Source organism: Lysinibacillus fusiformis (assembly GCF_003049525.1).
Lineage (GTDB): Bacteria > Bacillota > Bacilli > Bacillales_A > Planococcaceae > Lysinibacillus > Lysinibacillus fusiformis.
This window is the reverse complement of record NZ_PYWL01000009.1, coordinates 35,418-59,644: the sequence shown is the minus strand read 5'-3', so window position 1 is coordinate 59,644 and position 24,227 is coordinate 35,418. Positions and strand designations below refer to the sequence as shown.

Annotated in this window: 20 protein-coding genes and 1 riboswitch; of the genes, 4 read left to right on the top strand and 16 right to left on the bottom strand. The window is 37.4% G+C overall.

Features of this window, described 5'->3' with window-relative positions; genetic code table 11:
• Positions 1–22 precede the first annotated feature (22 nt).
• Entirely contained in the window at positions 23–898 is an 876-nt protein-coding gene (locus C9J29_RS18000; RefSeq protein WP_107922557.1) for a radical SAM/SPASM domain-containing protein, read from the bottom strand.
• Positions 899–1,077: 179 nt separating this feature from the next.
• On the opposite strand from C9J29_RS18000, the gene C9J29_RS17995 reads away from it, so the two are divergent.
• The gene (locus tag C9J29_RS17995; protein ID WP_107922556.1) at positions 1,078–1,488 is read left to right on the top strand and encodes a hypothetical protein; all 411 of its coding nucleotides are present in this window, start codon (positions 1,078–1,080) and stop codon (positions 1,486–1,488) included.
• A 52-nt stretch (positions 1,489–1,540) separates the two neighbouring features.
• On the opposite strand, the gene C9J29_RS17990 is transcribed toward C9J29_RS17995, so the two are convergent.
• The 3 genes from C9J29_RS17990 to C9J29_RS17980 all read right to left on the bottom strand — a co-directional run bounded on the left by C9J29_RS17990 (position 1,541) and on the right by C9J29_RS17980 (position 6,216).
• A complete protein-coding gene (locus C9J29_RS17990) occupies positions 1,541–2,944 on the bottom strand; it encodes a SpoVR family protein (protein WP_089986808.1) in 1,404 nt (467 codons plus the stop codon).
• Between the two features lie 45 nt (positions 2,945–2,989).
• The gene (yhbH, locus tag C9J29_RS17985; RefSeq protein WP_089986807.1) at positions 2,990–4,147 is read right to left on the bottom strand and encodes a sporulation protein YhbH; all 1,158 of its coding nucleotides are present in this window, start codon (positions 4,145–4,147) and stop codon (positions 2,990–2,992) included.
• 173 nt (positions 4,148–4,320) lie between these two features.
• Entirely contained in the window at positions 4,321–6,216 is a 1,896-nt protein-coding gene (locus C9J29_RS17980) for a PrkA family serine protein kinase (RefSeq protein ID WP_025115792.1), read from the bottom strand.
• A 215-nt stretch (positions 6,217–6,431) separates the two neighbouring features.
• Here C9J29_RS17980 and C9J29_RS17975 point away from each other — a divergent pair, with 215 nt between their 5' ends.
• Together C9J29_RS17975 and C9J29_RS17970 are read left to right on the top strand one after the other, a co-directional pair.
• Positions 6,432–7,427: a M23 family metallopeptidase gene (locus C9J29_RS17975; protein WP_089986806.1), complete on the top strand. Its 996-nt coding sequence runs from the start codon at positions 6,432–6,434 to the stop codon at positions 7,425–7,427.
• A 261-nt stretch (positions 7,428–7,688) separates the two neighbouring features.
• A complete protein-coding gene (locus tag C9J29_RS17970) occupies positions 7,689–9,383 on the top strand; it encodes a methyl-accepting chemotaxis protein (protein ID WP_089986805.1) in 1,695 nt (564 codons plus the stop codon).
• Between the two features lie 62 nt (positions 9,384–9,445).
• Here C9J29_RS17970 and C9J29_RS17965 read toward each other — a convergent pair whose 3' ends face one another.
• The 6 genes from C9J29_RS17965 to C9J29_RS17940 form a co-directional block, all read right to left on the bottom strand.
• Positions 9,446–10,126, bottom strand: a complete 681-nt coding sequence (locus C9J29_RS17965) for a hypothetical protein (RefSeq protein ID WP_089986804.1) — start codon at positions 10,124–10,126, stop codon at positions 9,446–9,448.
• Positions 10,127–10,269: 143 nt separating this feature from the next.
• Positions 10,270–11,760 (bottom strand): sodium:solute symporter family protein, encoded by a 1,491-nt coding sequence (locus tag C9J29_RS17960; protein ID WP_089986803.1) that lies wholly within the window; start codon positions 11,758–11,760, stop codon positions 10,270–10,272.
• A 21-nt stretch (positions 11,761–11,781) separates the two neighbouring features.
• A complete protein-coding gene (locus C9J29_RS17955) occupies positions 11,782–12,534 on the bottom strand; it encodes an SDR family NAD(P)-dependent oxidoreductase (protein WP_008173618.1) in 753 nt (250 codons plus the stop codon).
• Positions 12,524–14,275 (bottom strand): methyl-accepting chemotaxis protein, encoded by a 1,752-nt coding sequence (locus C9J29_RS17950; protein WP_089986802.1) that lies wholly within the window; start codon positions 14,273–14,275, stop codon positions 12,524–12,526. Before C9J29_RS17950 ends, C9J29_RS17955 begins: the two co-directional genes overlap by 11 nt.
• A 106-nt stretch (positions 14,276–14,381) precedes the next feature.
• Positions 14,382–14,467, bottom strand: a riboswitch (cyclic di-GMP riboswitch).
• 176 nt (positions 14,468–14,643) lie between these two features.
• Complete coding sequence (locus C9J29_RS17945; RefSeq protein ID WP_043989610.1) at positions 14,644–14,838, bottom strand: hypothetical protein; 195 nt, start codon at positions 14,836–14,838, stop codon at positions 14,644–14,646.
• A 147-nt stretch (positions 14,839–14,985) separates the two neighbouring features.
• On the bottom strand, positions 14,986–15,480 hold the full coding sequence (locus C9J29_RS17940) for a YehS family protein (RefSeq protein ID WP_090002983.1): 495 nt from the start codon (positions 15,478–15,480) through the stop codon (positions 14,986–14,988).
• 187 nt (positions 15,481–15,667) lie between these two features.
• On the opposite strand from C9J29_RS17940, the gene C9J29_RS17935 reads away from it, so the two are divergent.
• Positions 15,668–15,871: an alpha/beta-type small acid-soluble spore protein gene (locus C9J29_RS17935; RefSeq protein ID WP_008173624.1), complete on the top strand. Its 204-nt coding sequence runs from the start codon at positions 15,668–15,670 to the stop codon at positions 15,869–15,871.
• Positions 15,872–15,946: 75 nt separating this feature from the next.
• On the opposite strand, the gene C9J29_RS17930 is transcribed toward C9J29_RS17935, so the two are convergent.
• The 6 genes from C9J29_RS17930 to C9J29_RS17900 form a co-directional block, all read right to left on the bottom strand.
• A complete protein-coding gene (locus tag C9J29_RS17930) occupies positions 15,947–17,143 on the bottom strand; it encodes an MFS transporter (protein ID WP_008173625.1) in 1,197 nt (398 codons plus the stop codon).
• Between the two features lie 313 nt (positions 17,144–17,456).
• Complete coding sequence (locus C9J29_RS17925; protein WP_043989613.1) at positions 17,457–18,818, bottom strand: trypsin-like peptidase domain-containing protein; 1,362 nt, start codon at positions 18,816–18,818, stop codon at positions 17,457–17,459.
• A gap of 534 nt (positions 18,819–19,352) precedes the next feature.
• Positions 19,353–20,864: a glycerol kinase GlpK gene (gene glpK / locus C9J29_RS17915; protein ID WP_107922554.1), complete on the bottom strand. Its 1,512-nt coding sequence runs from the start codon at positions 20,862–20,864 to the stop codon at positions 19,353–19,355.
• 3 nt (positions 20,865–20,867) lie between these two features.
• Positions 20,868–21,671 (bottom strand): MIP/aquaporin family protein, encoded by an 804-nt coding sequence (locus C9J29_RS17910; RefSeq protein WP_107922553.1) that lies wholly within the window; start codon positions 21,669–21,671, stop codon positions 20,868–20,870.
• A 162-nt stretch (positions 21,672–21,833) separates the two neighbouring features.
• A complete protein-coding gene (locus C9J29_RS17905) occupies positions 21,834–22,391 on the bottom strand; it encodes a glycerol-3-phosphate responsive antiterminator (protein WP_008173630.1) in 558 nt (185 codons plus the stop codon).
• Between the two features lie 71 nt (positions 22,392–22,462).
• Positions 22,463–24,106: a glycerol-3-phosphate dehydrogenase/oxidase gene (locus tag C9J29_RS17900; RefSeq protein ID WP_089986800.1), complete on the bottom strand. Its 1,644-nt coding sequence runs from the start codon at positions 24,104–24,106 to the stop codon at positions 22,463–22,465.
• Between the last annotated feature and the right edge of the window lie 121 nt (positions 24,107–24,227).

Below are 24,227 nucleotides of genomic sequence, written 5' to 3'. Positions count from 1 at the left end.
GTTTCTTCACCTATATAAATGATTACATACCAAACTTTTGACGATAGCCACATTTTCTACAAAGCTCTTCAACAGCCTCTCTTCTTGAAAAGCCATCGATTATATTATTGGCACGTTCCCCATCCACTATTTCTGAGAACGATTTTTCATGAACATTAACTAAATTAATAATCCCTTCGCCATCTAAGCAGCAAGGTACAACGGTACCATCTACAAGAATCGCAGCCTGACTACGAAGAGCGTGACAAAAGCCTTTGCCTTCATCTTCTGGCTCCAGCAAGCTTGGCCATCTAAATTCATGATCCTGATTCAAATAAATATTCGAGCCGATTTTCACACCCTTACCAGGCTCTACTTTTTCCTCGATGCGATAATCAAGATTATACTCATTTTCTAGTATTTCTAATGTTTCGCGGTTGCGACGTGCTGCAACATCCGAAACGTGATCTTGTTGTAAATTCCATAAGCGGTAGGAAATAATCGTTTTGTATTCTCTAGACTCCCGTACAAAGTCTAAAATATCGCCTAAATATTTTTCTCTGTTTTCCGAACCTTCATGTCCATCAAAGCTATGTAGAGAAAAGTTTATTTGACGTAATGCTGGTTTCCCTAATATTTTTTCACGGTTTTTCTTAATTAACGTACCATTCGTTGTAATATTAACCTTAAATCCTTTCGCATGAGCCGCATCCAACAGCTGATCAATCCGTGGATGTAAAAGAGGTTCTCCCTTTACATGCAAATAAATATATTTTGTATGTGGTCGGATTTCGTCCAATATTTTATTAAATTGCTCTACTTTTATGAGTCCCTTTGCACGTTCAGTAGGCGGACAAAAACTACATGCTAAATTACAAACACTCGTTATTTCTATATAAACCTTTTTAAATGTTTTCAACTTTCCTTCACCGTTCCAGTTCCCTTGTATTCAAATCCCATTCATTTTAACAAATTTATAGGATAGATAGCAAAAAACGAGTGCTTCTCTCTAGTGAATATGGTTACACATACAAATGGACTTTAAAAACTGTAATATCTTATTAGTATGAGTATGAATAGTCGAAAGGAGGACAAACGATGCAAAATTTCAATTCTAGAAAATTTAATGAACCTGAGGAACCTGAAAACGATTCTACTGAAAAACATGCTAGAAACCATATTACATTCAATTTTACATTCAATATAGGAAATACAGACTTCCATTTTGAGCAACATGCTGAAGGCGGAGGACAAATCAATGAGGATGTGGGGACAAATGCCAATCAAGGTGGGCAAAATGCTAGTCATGGCAGTCACACACGTAATGTAAATTCTCAGTTTGCAGATGGGAATCGCCGTAGCGGTATAGCTGGGAGTGATAACAACGAGGCTGGTGAACAGCAAGGTATAAAGGTACGAGACAGCTTAGTCACTGATAGCGATATTCATTCCTCCTCTAATCATAGTGAAAGCCATGAAGAGGACAATGATTTATTAACGGAAAAATAGAAATAAAACTTCTATCTGTTCATTGTCACACTCAACAGATAGAAGTTTTTTGTTAAACATTTCGTTTATAGTTTTTAGTACCATCATAGGAATACAACATCGGTTTACTATCCACATATGTCTCTAAATGCACGGGACGACCCCACAACTGATATATATACGGTAGTACATTTTCTAAATAGTGAGGATCTAGCTCCATGCCTTCATAGCCATGCATTAAATAGAGCTCCCCATTCCGTAAATAATCACCATTTTTTACTAAAATATATGGGAATCCACCGTTAACCCGCATTGAAACAAGCTGGTCTCGAACTATCTCATGATCTTTGTCAGTAATCCGATATTCATTTCCTTTCTTTTGAAATAAATATAAATCCTCACGCTTCGCTAAGTCTTTTGATAAATAATTACGAATAAAGGAAATATCTGACTCAACCTCTCTTACTTCAAATATTTTTTCCCGTCCTGTGTTCGGCTGTACACCTAACCGCTTCATCTCATCAGTCGGGTTGTTATAGCGATTTTCTATATCCTCAAAAATTTTAATGCCAAGGTAATATGGATTAATGGATGTTTTAGAGGGCTGCACAACTCCTGCATTTAACTTGGCATATTCGATGGTTTCTGGAGTTGTTAGGTTCAACTCCCGCATAATTCGTTGATGCCAAAAAGATGCCCAACCCTCATTCATTATTTTCGTTTCTAATTGTGGCCAAAAATAAAGCATCTCTTCACGCATCATTGTTAATATATCTCGTTGCCAATCTTCCAGCTCGCGGCTATGTTCCTCTAGAAATAATAAAAGATCCTTTTCTGGTTTTGGTGGAAACTGCTTTAATCTCCGTCTAATTGGCTTATACACTTTATCTTTTTCTTCTAAGCTCCATAAATCATCATATGGCGATTTTATTGGAGCCTTTTCTTCCTCTTGCTCATCTTCCTCACTCCAAGATAACTTCGGTCTTAAAATAGATGGATCAATATGTTCCTGAATCGCTAAAACGGCATCTAAAAACTGCTCAACCTCATCCTTACCGTATTCTCTTTCATAGCCGGCAATTCGTTCAGCCGTAGCTGTCATGCTCTCTACCATATCTCTTCTTGTGTTGGAGAAACGCACATTATTTTTAAAGAAGTCACAGTGTGCTAAAACATGGGCAATAATCAATTTATTTTGCGTTAACGTATTTGTATCAAGTAAAAATGCATAGCATGGGTTAGAATTTATTACGAGCTCATAAATTTGACTAAGCCCTAAATCATATTGAAGCTTCATTTTATGAAATTGCTTACCAAAGCTCCAATGGGAAAAACGAGTAGGCATTCCGTAGGCGCCGAATGTATAAATAATATCTGCTGGACAAATTTCATAGCGCATTGGATAAAAATCTAAGCCAAAGCCTGAGGCAATTTCGGTAATTTCATCTATTGCTCGCTGAAGCTCTTTTGTGTCCATTTTACGCCCCCTCCCTTGAACGTTGATACTAATACAACTTCCCTATCATTCCTCATTTTTCTTGAAAAAACTCTTTAAAGCATCATAGACATCGCCTTTTTTTCTCAAAATATGATGTCTAAATTTCGGATCATCAATTTTTTTATAGGTATACATAAGTGTCGAGAAACGATTATGTTGATTGACTTCTCCATACCCGAACATGCTGGATACATCCATCAATTCAGCCACTAGTTTCAAGCACTTTTCATTATCCATTGAAATATTTTCACCATCTGAAAAATGAACAGGATAAATATTGTAGCGTGATGGAGAGTATTTTTCCTTAATTAATTCCAGTGCTTTTTTGTAAGCCGAAGAACAAATAGTTCCTCCACTTTCTCCCTTTGTGAAAAATTCCTCTTCGGTAACTACCTTTGCCTCTGTATGGTGGGCAATGAACTCAATTTCAACCGTTTCATATTTGGAACGTAAAAACTTTGTCATCCAAAAGAAGAAACTGCGAGCACAATACTTTTCAAATGCTCCCATTGAGCCACTCGTATCCATCATGGCAAGCACTACTGCTTTTGATTCTGGCTTTACTACTTCATCCCATATTTTAAAACGTAAATCATCATTATGAATAGGTGTAATTTCAGCTTTTCCATGCATCGCATTGCGTTTTAATGCATTTAAAATGGTGCGCTTTTTATCCACATTACCCATTAACCCTTTTTTGCGAATATCATTGAACTCTATTTTTTCAGTGACGATTTCTGCCTTTTCCTTCTGCTGCAAATTAGGTAGCTCCAGCTCGTGGAATAAGACATTTTGAATTTCCTCAAGACTGACTTCTGCTTCATAATAATCTTGGCCAGGCTTGTCACCTGCTTCTTTTCCTTTACCTTGAGCCTGGTTGGCTTTACTGCCATCTCGTGCCACTACATCACCAACATTGCTATCTCCTTGTCCTTGCCCTACATGCTTAGAGTTATCATAGTTATATCGAATTTTAAATTCATCAAGTGACCTTATAGGTATTTTAATAACCTCGCGGCCATTAGACATCACAATACTTTCTTCACTAACTAAATCAGGTAAATTGTTTTTAATCGCATCTTTCACTTTTTCCATATGTCTTTGTTGGTCCTGGTGTCCTTTACGATGGAGGGACCAATTTTCCTGAGAGATAACAAAGCGTTTATTTTCGTGTTCAGTCATTTTTATCCTCACCCATCTATCAAATTCGCTTTTTCTATACTATGCTTGAGAAGTACTTTCTTGAACGTTTTTTATAAATTCAATAATTCATTCCATAAAAACCCCTCATTTTGATAGTAAAAGGAGTGCCCAAATTGGGACACTCCTATCTGACTTGGAACAATAAAAGTTGTTTATCGATTCAACAGGCTTCCTACATATTGTAGCAACTCGTTAGCAGAAGTTGTATTATAACCATGCTCATCAACAAGTCTTGCGACTACCTCATTAATCTTCTTGAGTTGCGATTCATCCGGCATTTTTGATGAGGTTGTAATTTTCACTACATCTTTTAAATCGGCAAATAATTTCTTTTGAATGGCTTCTCGTAATCTTTCGTGAGAATTATAGTCAAAACGTTTGCCTTTTCGTGCATAGGCAGAAATACGAATGAGAATCTCCTCACGAAATGCCTTTTTAGCATTTTCTGAAATGCCGATTTGCTCTTCAATCGAACGCATTAATTTTTCGTCTGGGTTCATTTCCTCCCCAGTAAGCGGATCAAATAATTTATTTTTATTACAAAATGCCTCTACATTATCAAGGTAATTATTCATTAATGTTTTCGCTGATTCTTCATAGGAGTACACAAAAGCCTTCTGTACTTCATTTTTCGCAATGTCATCGTACTCTCTGCGGGCAACCGCAATATAGTTCATGTATTTCTCACGATCCTCTTGAGAAATGGAAGCATGCTGATCCAATCCATCCTTCAAAGCTCGTAAAACATCTAATGCATTAATAGATGGCACTTCTTTACGGATAATAGCCGATGAAATACGATTAATAATATAGCGCGGATCAATACCGTTCATGCCTTCATTAGGAAACTCTTTTTTCAGTTCCTCTAAGTCAACGGAATTAAATCCCTCCACATTTTCTCCGTCGTACAAGCGCATTTTCTTAATCAGATCCACACCTTGTTTTTTCGGAACTTCCAATCTTGTAAGTACCGAAAAGATTGCTGCGGCCTTTAAAGCATGCGGCGCAATATGAACATGGGACATATCACTCTCTTTAATCATCTTTTCATAAATATGCTCTTCCTGACTCATCTTTAGGTTATACGGAATAGGCATAACAATAATACGGGAATGTAATGCCTCATTCTTTTTATTAGAAATAAAGGATCGATATTCGGTTTCGTTTGTATGAGCTACAATTAACTCATCCGCACTAATTAATGCAAATCTTCCCGCTTTGAAATTACCCTCTTGTGTTAAAGATAATAAATTCCACAAGAATTTTTCATCCAGCTTCAGCATCTCTTGGAACTCCATCATTCCTCGATTGGCTTTATTGAGCTCCCCATCAAAGCGATATGCACGGGGATCTGATTCAGAACCAAATTCACCGATTGTGGAGAAATCAATACTTCCTGTTAAATCGGCAATATCCTGCGATTTCGGATCAGAAGGTGTAAATGTTCCTATCCCTACTCGTTTATCTTCTGAAAAAGAAATTCGTTCAATCATTACATTTTCAATACGTCCATCGTATTCCTTTTCAAGACGCATCGTATTTAAAGGCGATAAACTTCCTTCAATTCTTATGCCATACTCCTCAAAGAATTCATTACGCAAATGATGTGGAATTAAGTGCAATGGGTCCTCATGCATTGGACATCCCTTAATTGCGTAGACCGCACCCTCGTCTGTTCGAGAATATTGCTCTAACCCGCGTTTCAATAAAGTAACAATTGTTGATTTACCACCACTAACTGGTCCCATTAATAATAAAATACGCTTTCTAACATCTAACCTGCGTGCTGCTGGATGGAAATATTCCTCCACCAGTCTTTCAATTGCTGTTTCAAGCCCAAAAATTTCATGTCCGAAAAATTTGTACATTTTTTGCCCATCGCGTTCCTCTACACCAGCACTTTTTATCATATTGTAGACGCGTGAATGGGCTGTTTGTGCAACTTCAGGTCTTTCCCTAATAATGTTTAAATAATCTGCAAATGTGCCTTCCCACTTCAGCCTATTTTCTTCTTCGCGATAGCTTTTCACTTTATCTAAAATGTTAATAGCCTTCCCTCCATTCAGGGCTTGATTTATAACATAGTATGAAGCAAATGACATGATGATACCGATTACTTTTTCTTTCGTGAAGTTTCTTCTTATTATTGATTTTTTTATTACCAAAAAAACCGGGAAAACATTGTCTAAATCGTAAGGAAAAAGCTTTCTGGAATGAAGATAAAAATTTCGGTTATTCTAAACTTTAGAAAGGAGGTCCATCATTGCGTCGTCATTTTACATTTCTTTTAACTTTCATACTTTTAGGAATTACACTCTACCCGAATGCCTCGTTTGCAAAGGAGGAGGCGACGGAAGAAGAAATTATGCAGCAGCGTATGTCTTATTATGTACAATTTGATGAATTGCTCATTCCTTGGCATTTTTTAGCTGCTATTGATCAATATGAGAGAAATTTACAATCCGTTCGAAAAGATATCCCTAAGCGAGATGGCTATTTGTCCATTCAATTTTCTGATGAGTATTGGTCTGGCGCATTAAATCCTGTAAAGGAAGACAGCAAACCCGAAACCATTAGCTATTTTGGAGGAATGGGTCTAGACGGTAATAATGATGGCATTGCTAGCCCTAAGGACGATGAGGATGTCATCTTCTCAATGGCCAGTTACTTAGCTAAATATGGAACAACTGATGAGGATTTTAAATTAGCCTTATGGGAGTACTACGGCAGCGAAGAAGCAGTGAATCAAATATTTACCATTTCTACTTTATACAGACATTATAAAACCATCGAGCTTGATGCCCATACTTTCCCACTTAATATCCGCTCTACTTACAGCTATCGAGGAACATGGGGGGCCAATAGAGGTTGGGGTGGACGTCGTATACATGAGGGAACCGATATTTTTGCCAATTATGGAACACCTGTATTATCTACCTCCTATGGGGTGGTCGAAGTAAAAGGTTGGAACCAATTTGGCGGCTGGCGTATCGGCATTCGTGATAATCATAACTCTTATCACTATTATGCCCACCTTGGAAGTTATCATAAGGATATTGAAGTAGGTACAATTGTGGAACCTGGCACTGTGCTCGGCTATGTCGGAAGCTCTGGTTACGGCAAAGAAGGTACATCTGGAAAATTCCCACCTCATCTCCATTATGGCATCTACAAATTTAATGGAAGAACTGAATGGGCATTTGATCCTTATCCTTCTTTACTACAGTGGGAGCGACTGGCAAAAAGCAAAAAACAATAAATATATGATTCAAGGCACTTGAGGCATTTTGCTTCAGGTGTTTTTTCTTTGCCATTAGGAAATTTCGCATAATTATTTTAATCAACCATCCGTCAACTATACATATTTTACTATTCGTAAAAGAAAAATAATTATACTGTTGAACTAAAAAACTATTTTTAATTATTTTTACCAAATGGCTTATTAATCTATCTAAATAGTTATAAAATAAAAGTTGTTATTCAAAATACTCTATATGGAGTTAGGTAAAGGGATGGGGAAATGAAAGGCATTTATCAGTTTAAAACACTTAAAGCAAAAATTTTAAGTGCATTTATACTTTTGTTAGTTTTAGTCGTTAGCTTTACAGCTTACACTTACACTTCCAATACAGCTATGGAAAAACAAGCAAAGGCTTTAGTAAAGGAAGATTTAGTAGTACTCAATGCAAGTAACAATTTAGCACTCTCTATGAGTGTCCGATTGTCAGCAGCCTTAAACTATGTGTTAACCGGTGATGAAAAATATAAGGAAACGTTTAATGAGTATCGTCAAATAGCTGAGGATAATAATGCGCTTCTAGACAAATATGATACATCCGAGGAACGCACTAAAACTGTAGAACTTGCACGTGATTGGAGCCAAATTGTGAAGACAGAAGTATTCGATGTCTATCAAAAGGGCAATAAGGAACTAGCTTTAGAAAATTTAATGGATACACAAAATCTCGTGTCGAACGTACGTAATGGCTATGAACAGCTCGCTAATGACCGTGAAGAAGCTATTACAGCTGTTGGTAATGATGTTGTAACAACGAGCTCTACCAATCGTACGATCGGTATTATTTTCAGCTCTATCTTAACGATTATTGGTATTCTAATCGCCATTGTTACAGCTAGTACGATTTCTAAGCCCATTAAGGTAGTAGCAAATCGTATGAAGGAACTAGCAGATGGTAATTTACAGCTTGACCCATTAACTGTAAAAACACGCGATGAAATTGGAACGTTAATGTCTTCAGCAAACGAGATGAATGTTCAATTAAAGCAAACCATTCAATCCATCTATACGGTTTCTGAAACTGTAGCAGCAAGTAGCGAAGAGCTAGCACAATCTTCCAATGAAGTACAGGCAGGTACTGAACAAATTACAGTGACTATGCAGGAGCTAGCTTCTGGCACAGAAACGCAAGCCTCTACAACGGGTGATTTAGCAGAAACGATGACAGCTTTCAAACGTAGTATTCAAGAAACAACACAAGAAGGTACCGAGCTAAAAGAGCATTCTAGCCAGGTTCAAGATTTAACGATTAGTGGCAAAAACTTAATGATTCAATCTACACAACAAATGGCCACTATTAATGAAATCATGTTAGATTCTGTGAAAAAGGTTGAAAATTTGAATGATCAATCTGCTGAAATCTCCAAACTGGTTTCTGTGATAGATGATATTTCCAACCAAACCAATTTACTCGCTTTAAATGCAGCTATTGAAGCGGCCCGAGCAGGTGAACATGGGAAGGGCTTCGCCGTTGTAGCAGACGAGGTCCGCAAGCTTGCCGAACAAGTACAATTCTCAGTGACTGATATTTCAACAATCGTCAACCGTATTCAAGGTGATACAGGTACTGTCACTACTGCCTTACAGACAGGCTATGAGGAAGTCAAAAGAGGAACAGCACAGCTTGATCAAACAAGTGATACATTTGAACAAATATCGAGTGCTGTAGAGGATATGATTGATAATATTACTACTATTTCCGATAATTTAAATCAACTAGCTGATGGTTCAGAATCGATCAATGCTTCTATTGATGAAATGGCCTCTATTTCACAGGAATCCGCTGCTGGAGTTGAACAAACGACAGCGACTGTGGAGGAAACGGCCGCTACTATGGAGGAAATAGCTCGAAGCGCTAATCAGCTCGCTGGATTAGCTGAGGAATTAAGTGGCCAATTAAAACAGTTTAAAATTTAGAACAACGATATTAAAAGCTATCTCCATTTTTTCTAGATTTGAGATAGCTTTTTATCTTTTCATTATTGCCAATGTCTAATTGGCACTCTTTCCAGCTCATGGCGCTTAATAATAACACTTATCTTTTGAAACCATTTCTCACATAATTCCATTGCTTCTTCATATTCTTCCTCATCTCTCGCTATAGGATGTTCCCCCTGATCCATAAATATATACTCTAAGATAGGCTCTGATAAATGATCGACTACAAACTTTAATGATAGTTGTGAAACAGTATCAGTATCATCTTCTTCCTCTTCTTCTGCAAAATCTTCCTCTTCGCCTAGCAACGAGCCGCTCATTAAGTAATTTTTAGTTCGGAGGACGAACATTTCATCCTCCATCATAGCTACCTCATAGATTTTACTAAACGGAATTTCTATTATTTTAAGTTCTTCCTCTAATTCTTCTCTTTGAGCGAAGATGAGCATATTTGTATGTTCATTTAGCAATAACCCCTTTAAAGCGTCCTCTGATAATAAGCATTGAGTGTGTGGGATCGCCTTCATCTCCTCCTCACTAGCTTCCTTCATTTGCGCATACTTTTGTGATTCCACATAACGCTCTTTTATATAACGAATAATTCCTATACTCACTAAAGCTAAACCAATTAAAAAAAAGAGCTGCTTAATAATGGCTAATTCAATCGCATTTGCTAGAAAAAGATAGATGATCCCTAACAAAATGAAGAAAATAATTTTCATTCATATCCCGCCTTTATGAAGATAATCGCTAGAAAAATAGTTTAATGTACTAGCAATCTATTCATGAATCTATCTTTTCATACTTATTTCTCCAATATAAAAAACATGAGATCGATGAATGTACAAGGATCTCATGTTCTCTATTAGCGATCGACTAATTCCTCTTTACTGCTTACGTCGTCTAGCGTTTTATCTTTTTCTATTTTGTGCATCTCAAGTACATGCTGTGATGGTGGCACTAGTAGACTTACGACTACAATAGTAACCCCCGTAATAACAACGCCGGAAAATACCGGTGCCTGCCATAATTCATTTAATAGACCAAGGAATCCTTCTGATTGGATGGTCAAACTAGGCACAAATGTCAATGAAGTCACAATGTAATAGATTAGGCCAACGGATATACTTGCCCATACAGCAGGTGTACTCACACGTTTCCAAAATGGTCCTAAAACGATTGGCCAGAATATCGTTACAAAAATAACATCCCATGCTAAATACGCTAAATCAATAACCTTTTGAAAGCTAATCGCTAACACTAGCCCTAGTAAAGCACTTGATAGAATGACAGCACGTGAAAATCTTAGCAGCTTTTTAGGATCAGGGTTACGATTAATAAAATCTAAATAAATGTTCTTTGTGACAATCCCCGAAGTCGCTACATAGCATGCAGCTACCGTGGACATCCCCATAGCTGCCATGGCCGTTAAAAAAATGGCTGCCAAAAGCGGTGGGAAATAACCTTGTGCAAAGGTAAGCATTAATGTTTCTGGGTTAGTACTATTAGGATAAATAGATTTGAAAGCTTCACCCAACATTCCTGGAATCCAACTGATTGCAATAACTATAGTCCCCGCAATGATCATACTGCGCTGAGCTACTCTTGGACTTTTCGCCGCTGCTACTCTTTGACCAAGATCAACTGCTGGAATGTCTCCAAGTGCTAAGACAAGATATAGCGTCCAAAACTCGGCTCCCGCTTTCTCAAACAATGTATGAATATTCCACCACTCAGGATTAAAGGTCACATCTGGATAGTAAAATAAAATAAAGATAGTAATTCCTAGAATTCCTGCTACAGCAAGTGCACCCTGTACAATTTCTGTATAAGCGACTGCCCATAAACCACCTATAACCGAATAGATAGCTGTTAACGATACAAATAGAAGTGCTGCAGGAATGAAGTCAATTTGTAATAGCTGCTGAATAATATATGTACCACCGACTGTTAATGCTGCTGCATTAAATACACCAAAGGCAATGGCCATTACAACACCTGTATAGGCGCCTAGCTTTTTACTACCATAGCGCAAGCCATAGTAATCTGCTAATGTCCAGCCCTTTAAACGACGTAGTGGCTTTGTCCAAATGAGTGCACCAAGAATCATACAAGTTCCTAAGCCACCCATTGTTGCTGAACCTTCAAAGCCACCACTCGTATAGCCTGAGCCAACTGCTGCAAAAAAGAATGGAGCAGCTAATAAAGCCGCGACTAAACTTCCTGTGACAACAGAAAGAGGCATACTCCATCCAGCAACAATTAAATCCTCTGCTGTGTTGACACGCTTGTACCCTTTATAGCCAATATAATAAATAAATAGTAAGTATAAGCTAAAGATGATTATATTTAACATGCTCGTACTCCTTAGTTTCCATTATCCGTTCATTACAACGCCACCATTAGGTGTTAATATTTGACCTGTATAGAAATTAGCATGCTGAGAGGCTAGAAATAGCACACTTTTGGCGATTTCTTCTGGCTGTGCTAAACGTTTTAATGGGTATTTTGCCGATTCTTCCTCCACATAGTTGTCCCCAAACTCTTTTAAAATGTCCGTAAACGTACCACTTGGAGCTACTGCATTAACAAGTATAGATGGTGCTAATTCTCTAGCTAAAGCTTTTGTAAAAGCATTAATAGCACCTTTAGCGGCAGAATAATGCGTAAATTCTTCACAGCCTAAGCTCCCTATATCAGAAGAAATATTAATGATTTTCCCTGTATCACGTTCTTTCATTCTTTTAGCAGCTTCACGGCAATTATAGAAACATCCATATAAATGAACCTTAATCATTTTGTCCCATTGCTCATCCGTCAAATCAGTAATGCTGGATGCCTGTGCAAACCCAGCATTATTCACAAGAATATCAATTTCTCCTAAATGCTTGTCCATATATTGAAACATGTCTTGCACTTCCTGAGATTTAGAAACATCTGCATGGAAGGTCATTGCTTTAACACCAAACTTTTCAGCCTCCATACGAACTGCCTCTGCCTCATGCTCATCCCCAATATAATTGATTAAAATATTAGCCCCATGTTGGGCAAAGCCTAATGCAATGGCTTTGCCAATCCCTTTACTAGAGCCAGTAATTAAAACATTTTTGCCTGTAAAATCAATGTTCATCTTGATCACTCTCCAATTTGAATTTTGTCACAAGTGCTTGAAGCTCTTCTGCTGTTTGCCCAAGAGCTGAGGAAGCATCTTTCACTTCCAGCATTGTCGTTAACTGCTCTTGTGTAGATTTGGAAACATTAGAAGAAAAATCAGCCGATAATTCTGCAGATTGTTTAATGTTATTAACAGATGCAGCCACTTCCTCCGAGGAGGCAGAGATTTGCTGAGAGGCTGCCGAAATTTCACGTATTTGATTTGCCACTTCTTCTGAGGAAGAAAGAATTTCCTTAAAGATTTCTCCCACCTCATTAGTAAATGTCATACCTACTTTTACATCTTCTTTTCCTTTTTCCATAACAGTAAGAGAGGCATTGGAATCTGACTGAATCGAACTAATTAAATTATATATTTCAGTTGCTGACTGTGAGGATTGCTCAGCTAGTCTTCTCACCTCATCAGCTACAACAGCGAAGCCCTTCCCATGTTCCCCTGCTCGTGCCGCTTCAATGGCTGCGTTCAATGCTAAAAGATTTGTTTGGTCCGCAATAGCCGTAATTAAGCTGACAATGTCACTAATTTTTTTAGTATTAACATGTAAGCCGTTAATCGTAGTGCCAATTTGCTCAACTGAATCATTGATTAATTCCATTTGTGCAATAACTTGATGCACAACTTGATTGCCTCGTTCAGATGCTTGTGATGCCGAAATAGAAGATTCTGCCGCTGTATTAGCCGAGTCAGCAATTTGTTGGATACCAGTTGCAGTCTCCTCCATAGCAGCAGCTGTTTCCTCTGTCATTGTCATAGAAGCTTCTGCATTTTGGGTAATTTGCTTTACATCATTGGCAATATTAGTAGAGCTGTTATAAGTCTCACCAGCATTGACCGTTAATTGAGTCGCTGCTGAAGATACGTGATTCGAAGTATTTCTGATGTTTAAAATAATATGTTGTAAATTGGCAACCATTGTTTGAATAGATGCTGATAAATTGCCGATTTCATCTTTAGTAATATCTAAATCAACATTTATTAGCTCCCCATTTGCTACTTGGTTTGCTACATTTACCACCTTTTGAAGTGGCTTTAATAAACGATCTATAATTATGTAAACTAATATTAATAAAATTAAAATTCCGATAATTGCAATGACAATTTGCTTAATAACACTTGCTTTAATAATGGTATTGATATAGTCCGCAGAGTAATCAATTCCTAATAGCGCTATCAATTGCCCATTATCATCGTGAATGGGGCTGAAAACTGTTCTCCAGGAACCAAAAGGATCCTCGAATATATCTGTTACTTCCGTACTATTATTTTGAATAGCTAATTTTGCTGTTTCTACATGCTCATTCGCTAAATCGGTAAAAATTTCTCCTGCTTCATAGACCTCATTCAAATTAGATGTATAGCCAATCGGATTGACCCCACCCTCATCCTGTACATCCCAAATATAACTCCAACTCATAATACCTTGTTGTTCTTGAATCATATCGAGTTGCTTTTGTACCTTCGTAAATTTGGCGTTCGTTTCTCCTTTTTCAGACAATAAATCCTTCACTTCATTACTATCTAAATTCATCGCTGTTAACAAACCAACACTTTTTAATTCTTGTTCCAAATCAACAGTCATTCGATTGTTTAATTCTTTAATACTTTGAGTAGTGATGACGGCTATAAGCAATAACACAACAATGGAAACCGTCAATAAAAGTTTGTTTTTTAATGAGATGTTTTTCCATAAATTCATGACTTTTTTCCTCCTTATACGTTTTTTTGCAAATAAAAAGCCTATTCCGAAAGAAATAGGCATAAAAAGAACTAAAACTAGAATTTAAAGGATACAACTAGCACTCTTTTGCAACCTAGCCATCTAAGTACTTATTCCCTTAGACCTGTAGCTTTGCATCTTTACTTTTTAGTAAATTTGCCTATCTTTCCCCTCCCAAAATTAACACAATGGGAAAAAGTAGTCAATGCTACCAATTTAAAATATACATATTTTATACTACTTCATTACTAGTTATTCGAATTTATTGGACAAAATAAATACAGCTACAACATGGATTCATGTCACAGCTGCATATTTTTCCACTTACCCCTAAGTGTTTGAATAATTTATACGTTTTGTGTAATCAGTAATACAGATGGTATAAAGGATAGAGCAAACATAGCCACATACCATAATGAAGTACGTTTTAATGAAAAACGAACTTTTTTTCGTTCTGCATAAAAAATATCTAGCATAACCGCAACAATAAAAGGCATTGTAACACATGCAATAGCTACTAATAAGATGTCAAAATAAATCATACAAGCACCCCTTTGTTTGTGAACATTTTTCATCTTTTTTGTGAACATTTTGTGATAATTTGATTGTACACAATTCCGTCACAAATTGTCAACTAGTTTAAAAGAAAAAAATGGTACTTTATGATTGATTCTCGCTATATTAGTACATTATTCTCTATATTTATATGTTAAGCCTCTTAAGAAATTACGAACAAATGAATCGCCACATTCTTTATAATTGCGATGACTTGGGTTTCTTAAGATCGCACCTAATTCACCTTTTGTTACTTTAATACCACCATCATATAATATTTCAAGCATGTCCTCCGTTGTTAAAGCTAAGGCAATTTTCACTTTCTTTAAAAGCATATTATTTGGGCTTTCTTTCCCCGAGACAGGTAATGGACCTTCTGGCTGTCCATCCTTTGGCTTTTGAGGACCTCTTTTAAAAGTAATGAATCCATTCAAAAAAGCTTCTACCATTTTGTTATTACATTTGATGTATTCTTCTGGTGCTTCTTCCTCATCATTAACCTTAAGAAGCATGTTTAATATTTCTTCCTTCGTATAAACCATGCCACCTAGCTTAAATATTTCCACCATATCTACATTTTTTATATCTAACGCGTAGCGTAAACGAATGAGAATATCATTATTCGTCATTGATAAATTCCTCCTTTTAATCAACCTTCTTTAGCAAAGAGCCAGGCTTTATTATAACAGACAGTTTGCTCATTTTAGCTTGATTTCCACAAGTTGTTGCTGTTAGCAATTAGCGTGTGCGTTTCCTTCTTTTAAAATGTATGAAAAATATGTAGGCAACCATTCTATATGCAAGGAGGTGAGAATAATGGCTAATAATAATCGTAGCTCAAATAAACTTCTAGTACCTGGTGTACAAGAAGCCGTGAATCAAATGAAATATGAAATTGCACAAGAGTTTGGCGTTCAGCTTGGGCCAGAAGCATCTTCTCGCGCTAATGGTTCCGTTGGAGGAGAAATTACAAAACGCCTCGTGGAAATTGCTGAGAAACGTTCAAAAGGTTTATTATAATTAAAAACTAACAAGAAAAGAACGAATCCCTCTCCTTTTGAAGAAGTGGAATTCGTTCTTTTGTAATGGATAGGATTAAGCTTTTTGCAAGTCCTCAGTCGAGCCTTTTAGCGTTAGCATGACCATAAAGGAAATGCCATATAACGCTGCTAAGTAAATCATAACGACTGTCATATCATAGCTTTGTAAAATATAGCCGACAAAGATTGGTGAAAATCCTCCTATTGCTCGACCAAAGTTAAAAATTGTATTTGTTGCTGTACTACGAATTTGCACTGGATAGAAGCTACTAATTAATGCACCGTAGCCAGCAAACATCCCATTAGAGAAGAATCCTACAATTGCACCACCCATTAATATAGCTACAGCTCCTGTCGCAAAGGAGTATAGAAATACGGCACATGCAGAAGCCAATAAAAAGATACCAAATGCACGTTTCGCCCCAAAACGATCCATAAATCTTCCGAAAGTAAGCATGCCGATAATCATGCCGACTGCAGTACTAATTGTCCACAATGCTGAGCTTGAAACAGATAAGCCTTGCGATTTTTGGAGCATGGATGGTAGCCAGATCATCAGGCCATTATAACCTGCAATTTGAACAGTTGCCATTAATATTAAGGTTAAGGTCGTCATAGTGACACGAGGTGTTGCAAATAACTGTGCCAATTTCCCTTTTTTCTCTTTGTTACTTTGGTTGTTTTGTGACGCCAGCCATTCTGGTGATTCATGAAGATTTTTTCGTACGATAAAGGCAAAGATTACTGGTAATACGCCAACAAAGAATAGTGCTCTCCATCCTAGTGTCGGTAAAATAATGGCGCTTAATAAAGCTGCTAAGATGACCCCATATTGTGCACCTACACTCACATATGAAGAGGCTCTTCCTTGTTTATTCTTTGGCCAAGCCTCGGCGACAAGCGCCATTCCGATACCGTACTCCCCACCAGCGCCTAGTCCAGCAATAAATCTATATACATAAACTTGTTCAATACTTGTTGCTACTCCTGTTAGGGCAGTACCGATTGCAAACAATATGATGGTATATGTGAACACTTTTACCCGACCATACTTATCTGCAAGCACACCAAAAATAATCCCACCTAAAAGCATACCAATATTCGTGATAGATGAAATTAATCCACCTGTTGCCAGATCAATGTTAAATTCTGCAATAATCATTGTCATCGCAAAAGAAATAAACATAATGTCCATTCCTTCTAGCGTTAACCCGGCCACTGAAGCGACCACGGTTTTTTTTCGATAATCCATTCTTTCTAACCTCCAGATTTTTGTTGTCTCTCTCTTTTAGCGTTCGAGTGAATGGATTATGGTTGTTTTGTCCATTCTCTTTTGAAGCCTCACGGGACTTCCTTTAAAAGAGGTGTATTTGAACAAAAATAAAAGCCCTTTAGTCAGAGAAGACAAAAGGGCATGCCAAAGCAAAGATATTATAAGCCTAAAAATATCATGTAGCCCTTTTCAGCCTCTCTGGACCGTATTAAAGGTGATTTATTTCGTTCATTTATACCGCTCTACATTCTATAAGATTACGCATAAAAAAGCAATGGTTGAATAGTGGAAACTAACTAGGTAACTCAATAAAGTTTTGAGCAAATTGATAGATGACATGAGCCGGTACAGCCAAATTAAGATTCTGACCATCATTAAAACCAGCTGTAATTAAACCGACCAACCTCCCTTGCATATCCAGTAAAGCACCACCGGAACTTCCGTTTGAAATAGCAGCTGTAAATTGAACCATAGACATTTTTTGTATATCTCTAAATCCCGCAACAATTCCATCAGAGACCGAATTAAATAAACCGAGAGGACTGCCAATCGCTACAATCTTTTGTCCTCTGACTAAATGACCATCCATTTTAACCGGTAAAGGTTGGCCTGTTCTGTCCACTTTCAAAATAGCCAAATCATGTATATCATGATATTTCACAAATTGATGCGTAGTATATTCATTTGAATCATTTTCATATAGCACAGAATAATATTTCCCACCACCTACTACATGCAAGTTCGTCAAAATATAGCCATCGCGATGGAGAACAACTCCAGAGCCAAAACATAACAACTTACCATCCTCGGCAAATGTCTTTATCATGACAACAGACGTCGCTAAAGAAGCCAACTGTTCATAACTACACTCTTCTGAAGTAACCATGCTTGAACTAGGGGTTGGAAGAATCGTCGGTTGTTGTGGTGGTATGCTTTTCATCGAAAGCATTTTAGGGATTATGAATTCTTTTTCATAGCAATCAGGACAACTCTGCAAATTAGATGATGCTGCTATGATAGGATACAAATTAGTGATATCCCCTTTAGGATTCATATAGCATATATCGCAGCCAAGTGTCGATAAGAAATATAAGAATAATGATTCATGCTGCGTAATGTCACCTATAAAAACAATTTTAGAGGATGCTTGATTTTCCTTAGAAAAAATTTGTGGTAAATAATAATCCATCCAATATAAAAATTTAACTGCAAAGTTTTTTAGTAAAGTGTCATTCGCATGCGGCTGTTGTTCTTTAAAAAGATGTAGAATGTTTTTAAAGCTAAGCTTTTTTGTCCATTCAAGTTGATCATTCGCTAATTTACCGCATAAAGATGTCTCATACAGTAATTGCATACTATCAGCAGCAACCTGCCAATTCTCCCAAAGCTCCGACAGTCTATCTGCATCTTTCTTATTATTGATGACCTCAAGCCTATGTAGTCGTAAATAAAATACGCTTTGCTTTGTGAAATACTCATCCATTTTTAAAATATCTTCTTTATAAAGATCTACAGAATCAGGTATACCAATATAACGTAGAAAGACTACTTCCTTCGTAAGGGCATTATTGTTAGGACTGATCTGCATAAACTCCTGAAAAGGATTAGCTAACTTTTTATACTTAATTTTTAACGGTCTCGTTGTCACAACCATTTTCATACAACTCCTATAAGCATGTCATTACATATAATGGTACTTATATACAATTCTCTGACATCTCTCTAAATCCTCTATTCCTAACCACAAAAATACACAGCTCTATAAAGAATTGGACGTTTTCTTCACCTTTCTCAAATAAAAATATAAATAAAAAGAAATACTTATCAGAAGTATGAATAATGGTAGGGCTTGTAAATAAAAAGCCGTGCATAAAAACAAGAACCCCGCCACAAGTATCTGTAGCTAGAGCACCAATAGTTAATGCAAATGGCAAAACAGACTGATTGAAAAGTCAAACCAGCTATACGATAGGCTGTTTGAAAAAGAATTCATGCCAAAGGAAATGAAAAGGAATTAGCATTGGAAGACCTCGCTCAAATAATTGAAAAATTGAGGACTCATTGGACATTAGTTAAGAGCTATCTGGAGACAACATAAAAAATAGAGAAATCCAAATTTGAATGCATTCAAATTCGGATTTCTCTATTAACTGAAGCTAGTTATGTCCCAGGCTCTCAAATGATTTGCTTACTTAAATACTTGCGCTGCAGCAACAGCCTTTTTCCATCCTCCATAAATTTTATCACGATGGTCATTATTCATATTAGGTGTAAATTGACGATCTAAATTCCAATATTTGCTGATTTCCTCTGTCGAATGCCAATAGCCAACTGCTAAGCCAGCTAAATACGCTGCGCCTAAAGCGGTTGTTTCATTAATAATTGGACGATCAACAGGAACATCCAATAAATCTGCCTGGAATTGCATTAAGAAATCATTGGCCACAGCTCCGCCATCTACACGTAATTTGGCTAGCGGAATATTAGCATCTGCCTCCATCGCTGCTAATACATCCTTTGTTTGATACGCTAATGATTCTAGCGTAGCACGTATAAAATGCTCCTTCGCAGTTCCTCGTGTTAAGCCAAAGATAGCTCCGCGCACATCAGAATCCCAGTACGGTGTTCCTAAGCCAACAAATGCTGGGACAACATAAACACCATCAGCTGACTCTACACGTGTTGCATATTGCTCTGATTCACTTGCATTACGGAACATACGTAAACCGTCACGTAACCATTGAATCGCAGAACCTGCTACAAATATACTGCCCTCTAAAGCATATGTTACTTTGCCATCTAAGCCCCAAGCTAATGTGGTCAATAAGCCATTATCTGACTTCACTGCCTTCTCACCAGTATTCATTAACATAAAGCAACCTGTGCCATATGTGTTTTTAACCATACCTTCCTCAAAGCATGCCTGACCAAATAGGGCTGCTTGTTGGTCGCCTGCAGCTCCCGCAATTGGGACAGCAGAGCCAAAGAATAATGCCTCCTCTGTATAGCCATAAACCTCAGAAGAAGGACGTACTTCTGGTAGCATAGAGGCGGGAACTGTTAAAATTTCTAATAGTTCTTCATCCCACTTTAAATCATGGATATTATACATCAATGTACGAGAGGCATTTGAATAGTCTGTTACATGTACTTTTCCACCGGATAGCTTCCAAATTAGCCAAGTATCAATTGTGCCGAATAGCAACTCTCCAGCCTCCGCTTTTTCACGAGCTCCCTCAACATGATCTAAGATCCACTTCACTTTTGTACCTGAGAAGTAAGCATCTATTAATAAACCTGTTTTATCACGGAATAAATCATTGTAACCGCTTTCCTTTAATTGCTCACAAATATCATTCGTTTGACGTGATTGCCAAACAATTGCGTTATATACAGGCTTGCCAGTATGTTTATCCCATACTACGGTTGTTTCACGTTGATTGGTAATCCCAATCCCTGCAATTTGATTTGAACTCACACCTTTTTCTGATAACACTGTTGCAATACAAGATAGAATAGATGACCAAATTTCCTCTGCATGATGCTCTACCCAGCCTGCATGTGGAAAATGTTGTTGGAATTCTTGTTGTGCTGTGTGTACGATTTTACCCGTTTCATCAAAAAGAATAGCTCTTGAGCTTGTAGTTCCTTGGTCTAACGCTAAAATATATTTTTTTCTGACATAGAAATCCCTCCAAATAATTTAGTCTTCTACTTGAACATTCTTAACCGTTAATTGTGCTCCTATGAAAATAGCAATCACAATTACTGCAACAATCCAAAACGCAATACTATTTTTCCCTTCAAATATTTGTTGGAAAAACAATGCACCAAATGTACCTCCAATAATTGGACCTACAACTGGTACCCATGCATAGCTCCAACCAGAATCTCCTTTACCTGCAATCGGTAAAATAAAATGCGCAATACGTGGACCTAAATCACGAGCTGGGTTTATGGCATAACCTGTTGGACCCCCTAAAGCCATCCCAATTACAATAATTAACATACCAACTAAAAATGGATTTAAACCATCTGTAATAGTATTTGTACCTAAAGCTAAAATTCCTAAAACTAAAATAAATGTTCCTATCATTTCTGATAATAGATTTGATAAAGGATGCTTAATAGCTGGCATTGTGGAAAATGGCGCTAATTTTACATCGGCATCTGCTGTTGCCTGCCAATGTGGTAAATACATAAAGTAAACAAGTGTAGCCCCTAAAAATGCACCAATTATTTGTGCAGCAATATAGGCTGGCACATCTGCCCAAGGAAAGTTTCCAATCGTGGCAAGGGCAATTGTTAATGCTGGATTTAGGTGAGCACCACTGATTCCACCTACTGCATAAGCTGCCATTGCAACCCCAAGCCCCCATGCAAAGGTAATGACGATCCATCCACCACCAAAGCCTTTTGATTTGTTTAGCACGGCACCTGCTACTACGCCGCCACCAAATAAAATAAGAATCATTGTGCCGACCAGCTCAGCTGTAAACGTAGACATAGTTTAATCCCCCTTTGTGATAATAGCCCATAGAAAACAAAAAGGAACCCACATCCAATCAAACTACATTAATACATGTAGATGAACAAATGTGGGTTCCTTTTCCTAACCACGTGCGTATGAACTTATGTCCATTTTAGAGAAAAAAACATACAGAGTCAACTATTTTTTGAAATTTTCCCATAATTGCCTATTAGAAGTTGTAACAGCGATAGCACCACCAGCTAATGCTTCTTCAATATTGTCCACTGTACGCACTAAGCCACCTGTAATAACAGGGATTTGAGTACGCTCATGGATTTCCTGAATCATCGTCGGAATAATGCCAGGTAACAGCTCAATATAATCAGGCTGTGCTGTTTCAATCATCGAATAACTTTTTTCAAGAGCAATCGTATCAATTAAAAACACTCGTTGAATAGCCATAATTCCACGCGCTTTGGCTTTCATTAGCATATTGGAACGCGTTGAAATAATGCCAGCTGGACGTATATCATTACATAAAAAGTCCGCTGCAAAATTATCTGTTTTTAAACCATGAATTAAATCCGCATGAATAATTAATTTTTTTCCATGTCGTTGTGCCTCACGCTTTAAAGACATCAATAAGCTAATGTGCACCTCCAATAGCACAATATAATCGAATGGACTTGCTATTATCTCGTCAAATTGCTTGACGGTACGCGCAGCAGGAATCACCTGTTGATTATCAAAATGCATTCCATTCTCTCCTTCCCTTATAATACAATGTGAACGCTCACCCTTATATTATGTTGAGAGTAACTACATCATTATAGCGCAGTTGTCGCTCGTTTTATTTCTTTCTTTACATCTTCTTCATATTGTGTCCGTTGCTGTGCTGTCCAGTTGAGTTGCTTAGCCATTTCATCCAGAATTGCCTCTTCATATTGTTGAACAATTGCCATTTGAAAGAACATATACCCTGTCCGGCGAACCATAAAATCATTTGGATGAACGACCATTTCATGATGAATACCATACATCAATTGCGCATATAGCCATGATGGTAAAATAGGGTGTCCTTCCTTTACATAATTAAAAACAATTTCTACATTGCTACCATAATGCTGTGTTAAAAATTTGGCCTCTTCCTCAGATAAGCCTATTTTCTTGCCTACTCTTGTATGGTCATATAAGAAGGCATAAAATTTACTTGAGCCGCCAATATGGCCACCAGAAATCGGAATATTTTTTGTTGTACATGGAGAAGATTTAATACCAAACTGTTGCTCTAGCTCTTGTGCAATCGTATTTAATACCGTTTCAGCCATTTTACGATAGCCGGTTAATTTTCCACCTGCAATTGTTACAAGTCCCGATGGCGAAATCCACACTTCATCCTTACGAGAAATTTCAGATGGATTTTTTCCGTCTTCATGAATCAATGGACGAACGCCTGCCCAACTTGATTCAATATCCGCATCGGTCACCTTCACATTTGGGAACATATAACGAATAGCGTTCATTATATAATCGCGATCCTCTTGATAAATATCCATATCGCGAGCATCACCCTCATAAAATGTATCTGTTGTCCCTACATATGTTTTTCCTTGTCGAGGGATTGCAAATACCATGCGACCATCGGGTGTATCAAAATAAACAGCTTGTTTTAATGGGAATTTGGATTCATCAAAAACAATATGCACACCTTTCGATAAAATTAAATGCTTCCCTGCTTGCTTCCCTTCAATTGTGCGCACATCGTCCACCCATGGACCAGCAGCATTAACGACAGCCTTTGCACGAATTTCGATTGCATGATTTGTTAATAAATCCGTCGCAACAATACCACTTATTTTTTGCTGTTCATTATATAAAAAGTTTTCGGCTTTTATATAATTCAATAATGTTGCCCCTCTTTCAATGGCTGCCTTTGCTACTTCAATGGTTAAACGAGCATCATCAGTACGATACTCTACATACATACCACCGCCAAGTAATCCCTTTGTTTTCACTAATGGCTCCTTCTCAATGGTTTGACCTGTACTTAACATATAACGGCGTTCTGCACGTTTGACGCCCGCTAAAAAATCATAGACACGCAAGCCGAGATTTGTAGAGTATTTTCCAAATGTCCCTCCCTTATGAAAAGGTAATAACATCCAAACAGGTGTTGTCACATGTGGACCATTTTCATAAACAATGGCACGTTCCTTCCCTAACTCTGCTACCTCTTTTATTTCAAATTGCTTTAAATATCGTAAACCGCCATGTACCAATTTTGTGGAACGGCTAGAAGTTCCTGCTGCAAAATCCTGCATCTCCACTAATGCTACAGAAAGACCGCGAGCAATAGCATCCAGTGCAATACCACAACCTGTAATACCGCCACCAATTACTAATAAATCGTACTCCCTATCTTGAAGTTCCTCTATTGTTTGTTGTCGTTGTAACGCAGAAGCTGTACTCATAATTTATTTCCTCCCTCATCATTTTAACGATAAAAAAAGACCATCAAAAGCATATGTACGCTAGGCACATATGTTTTCAATGGTCTCTCAGTTACTCAAACCTGCTATTAACTTACTTTTT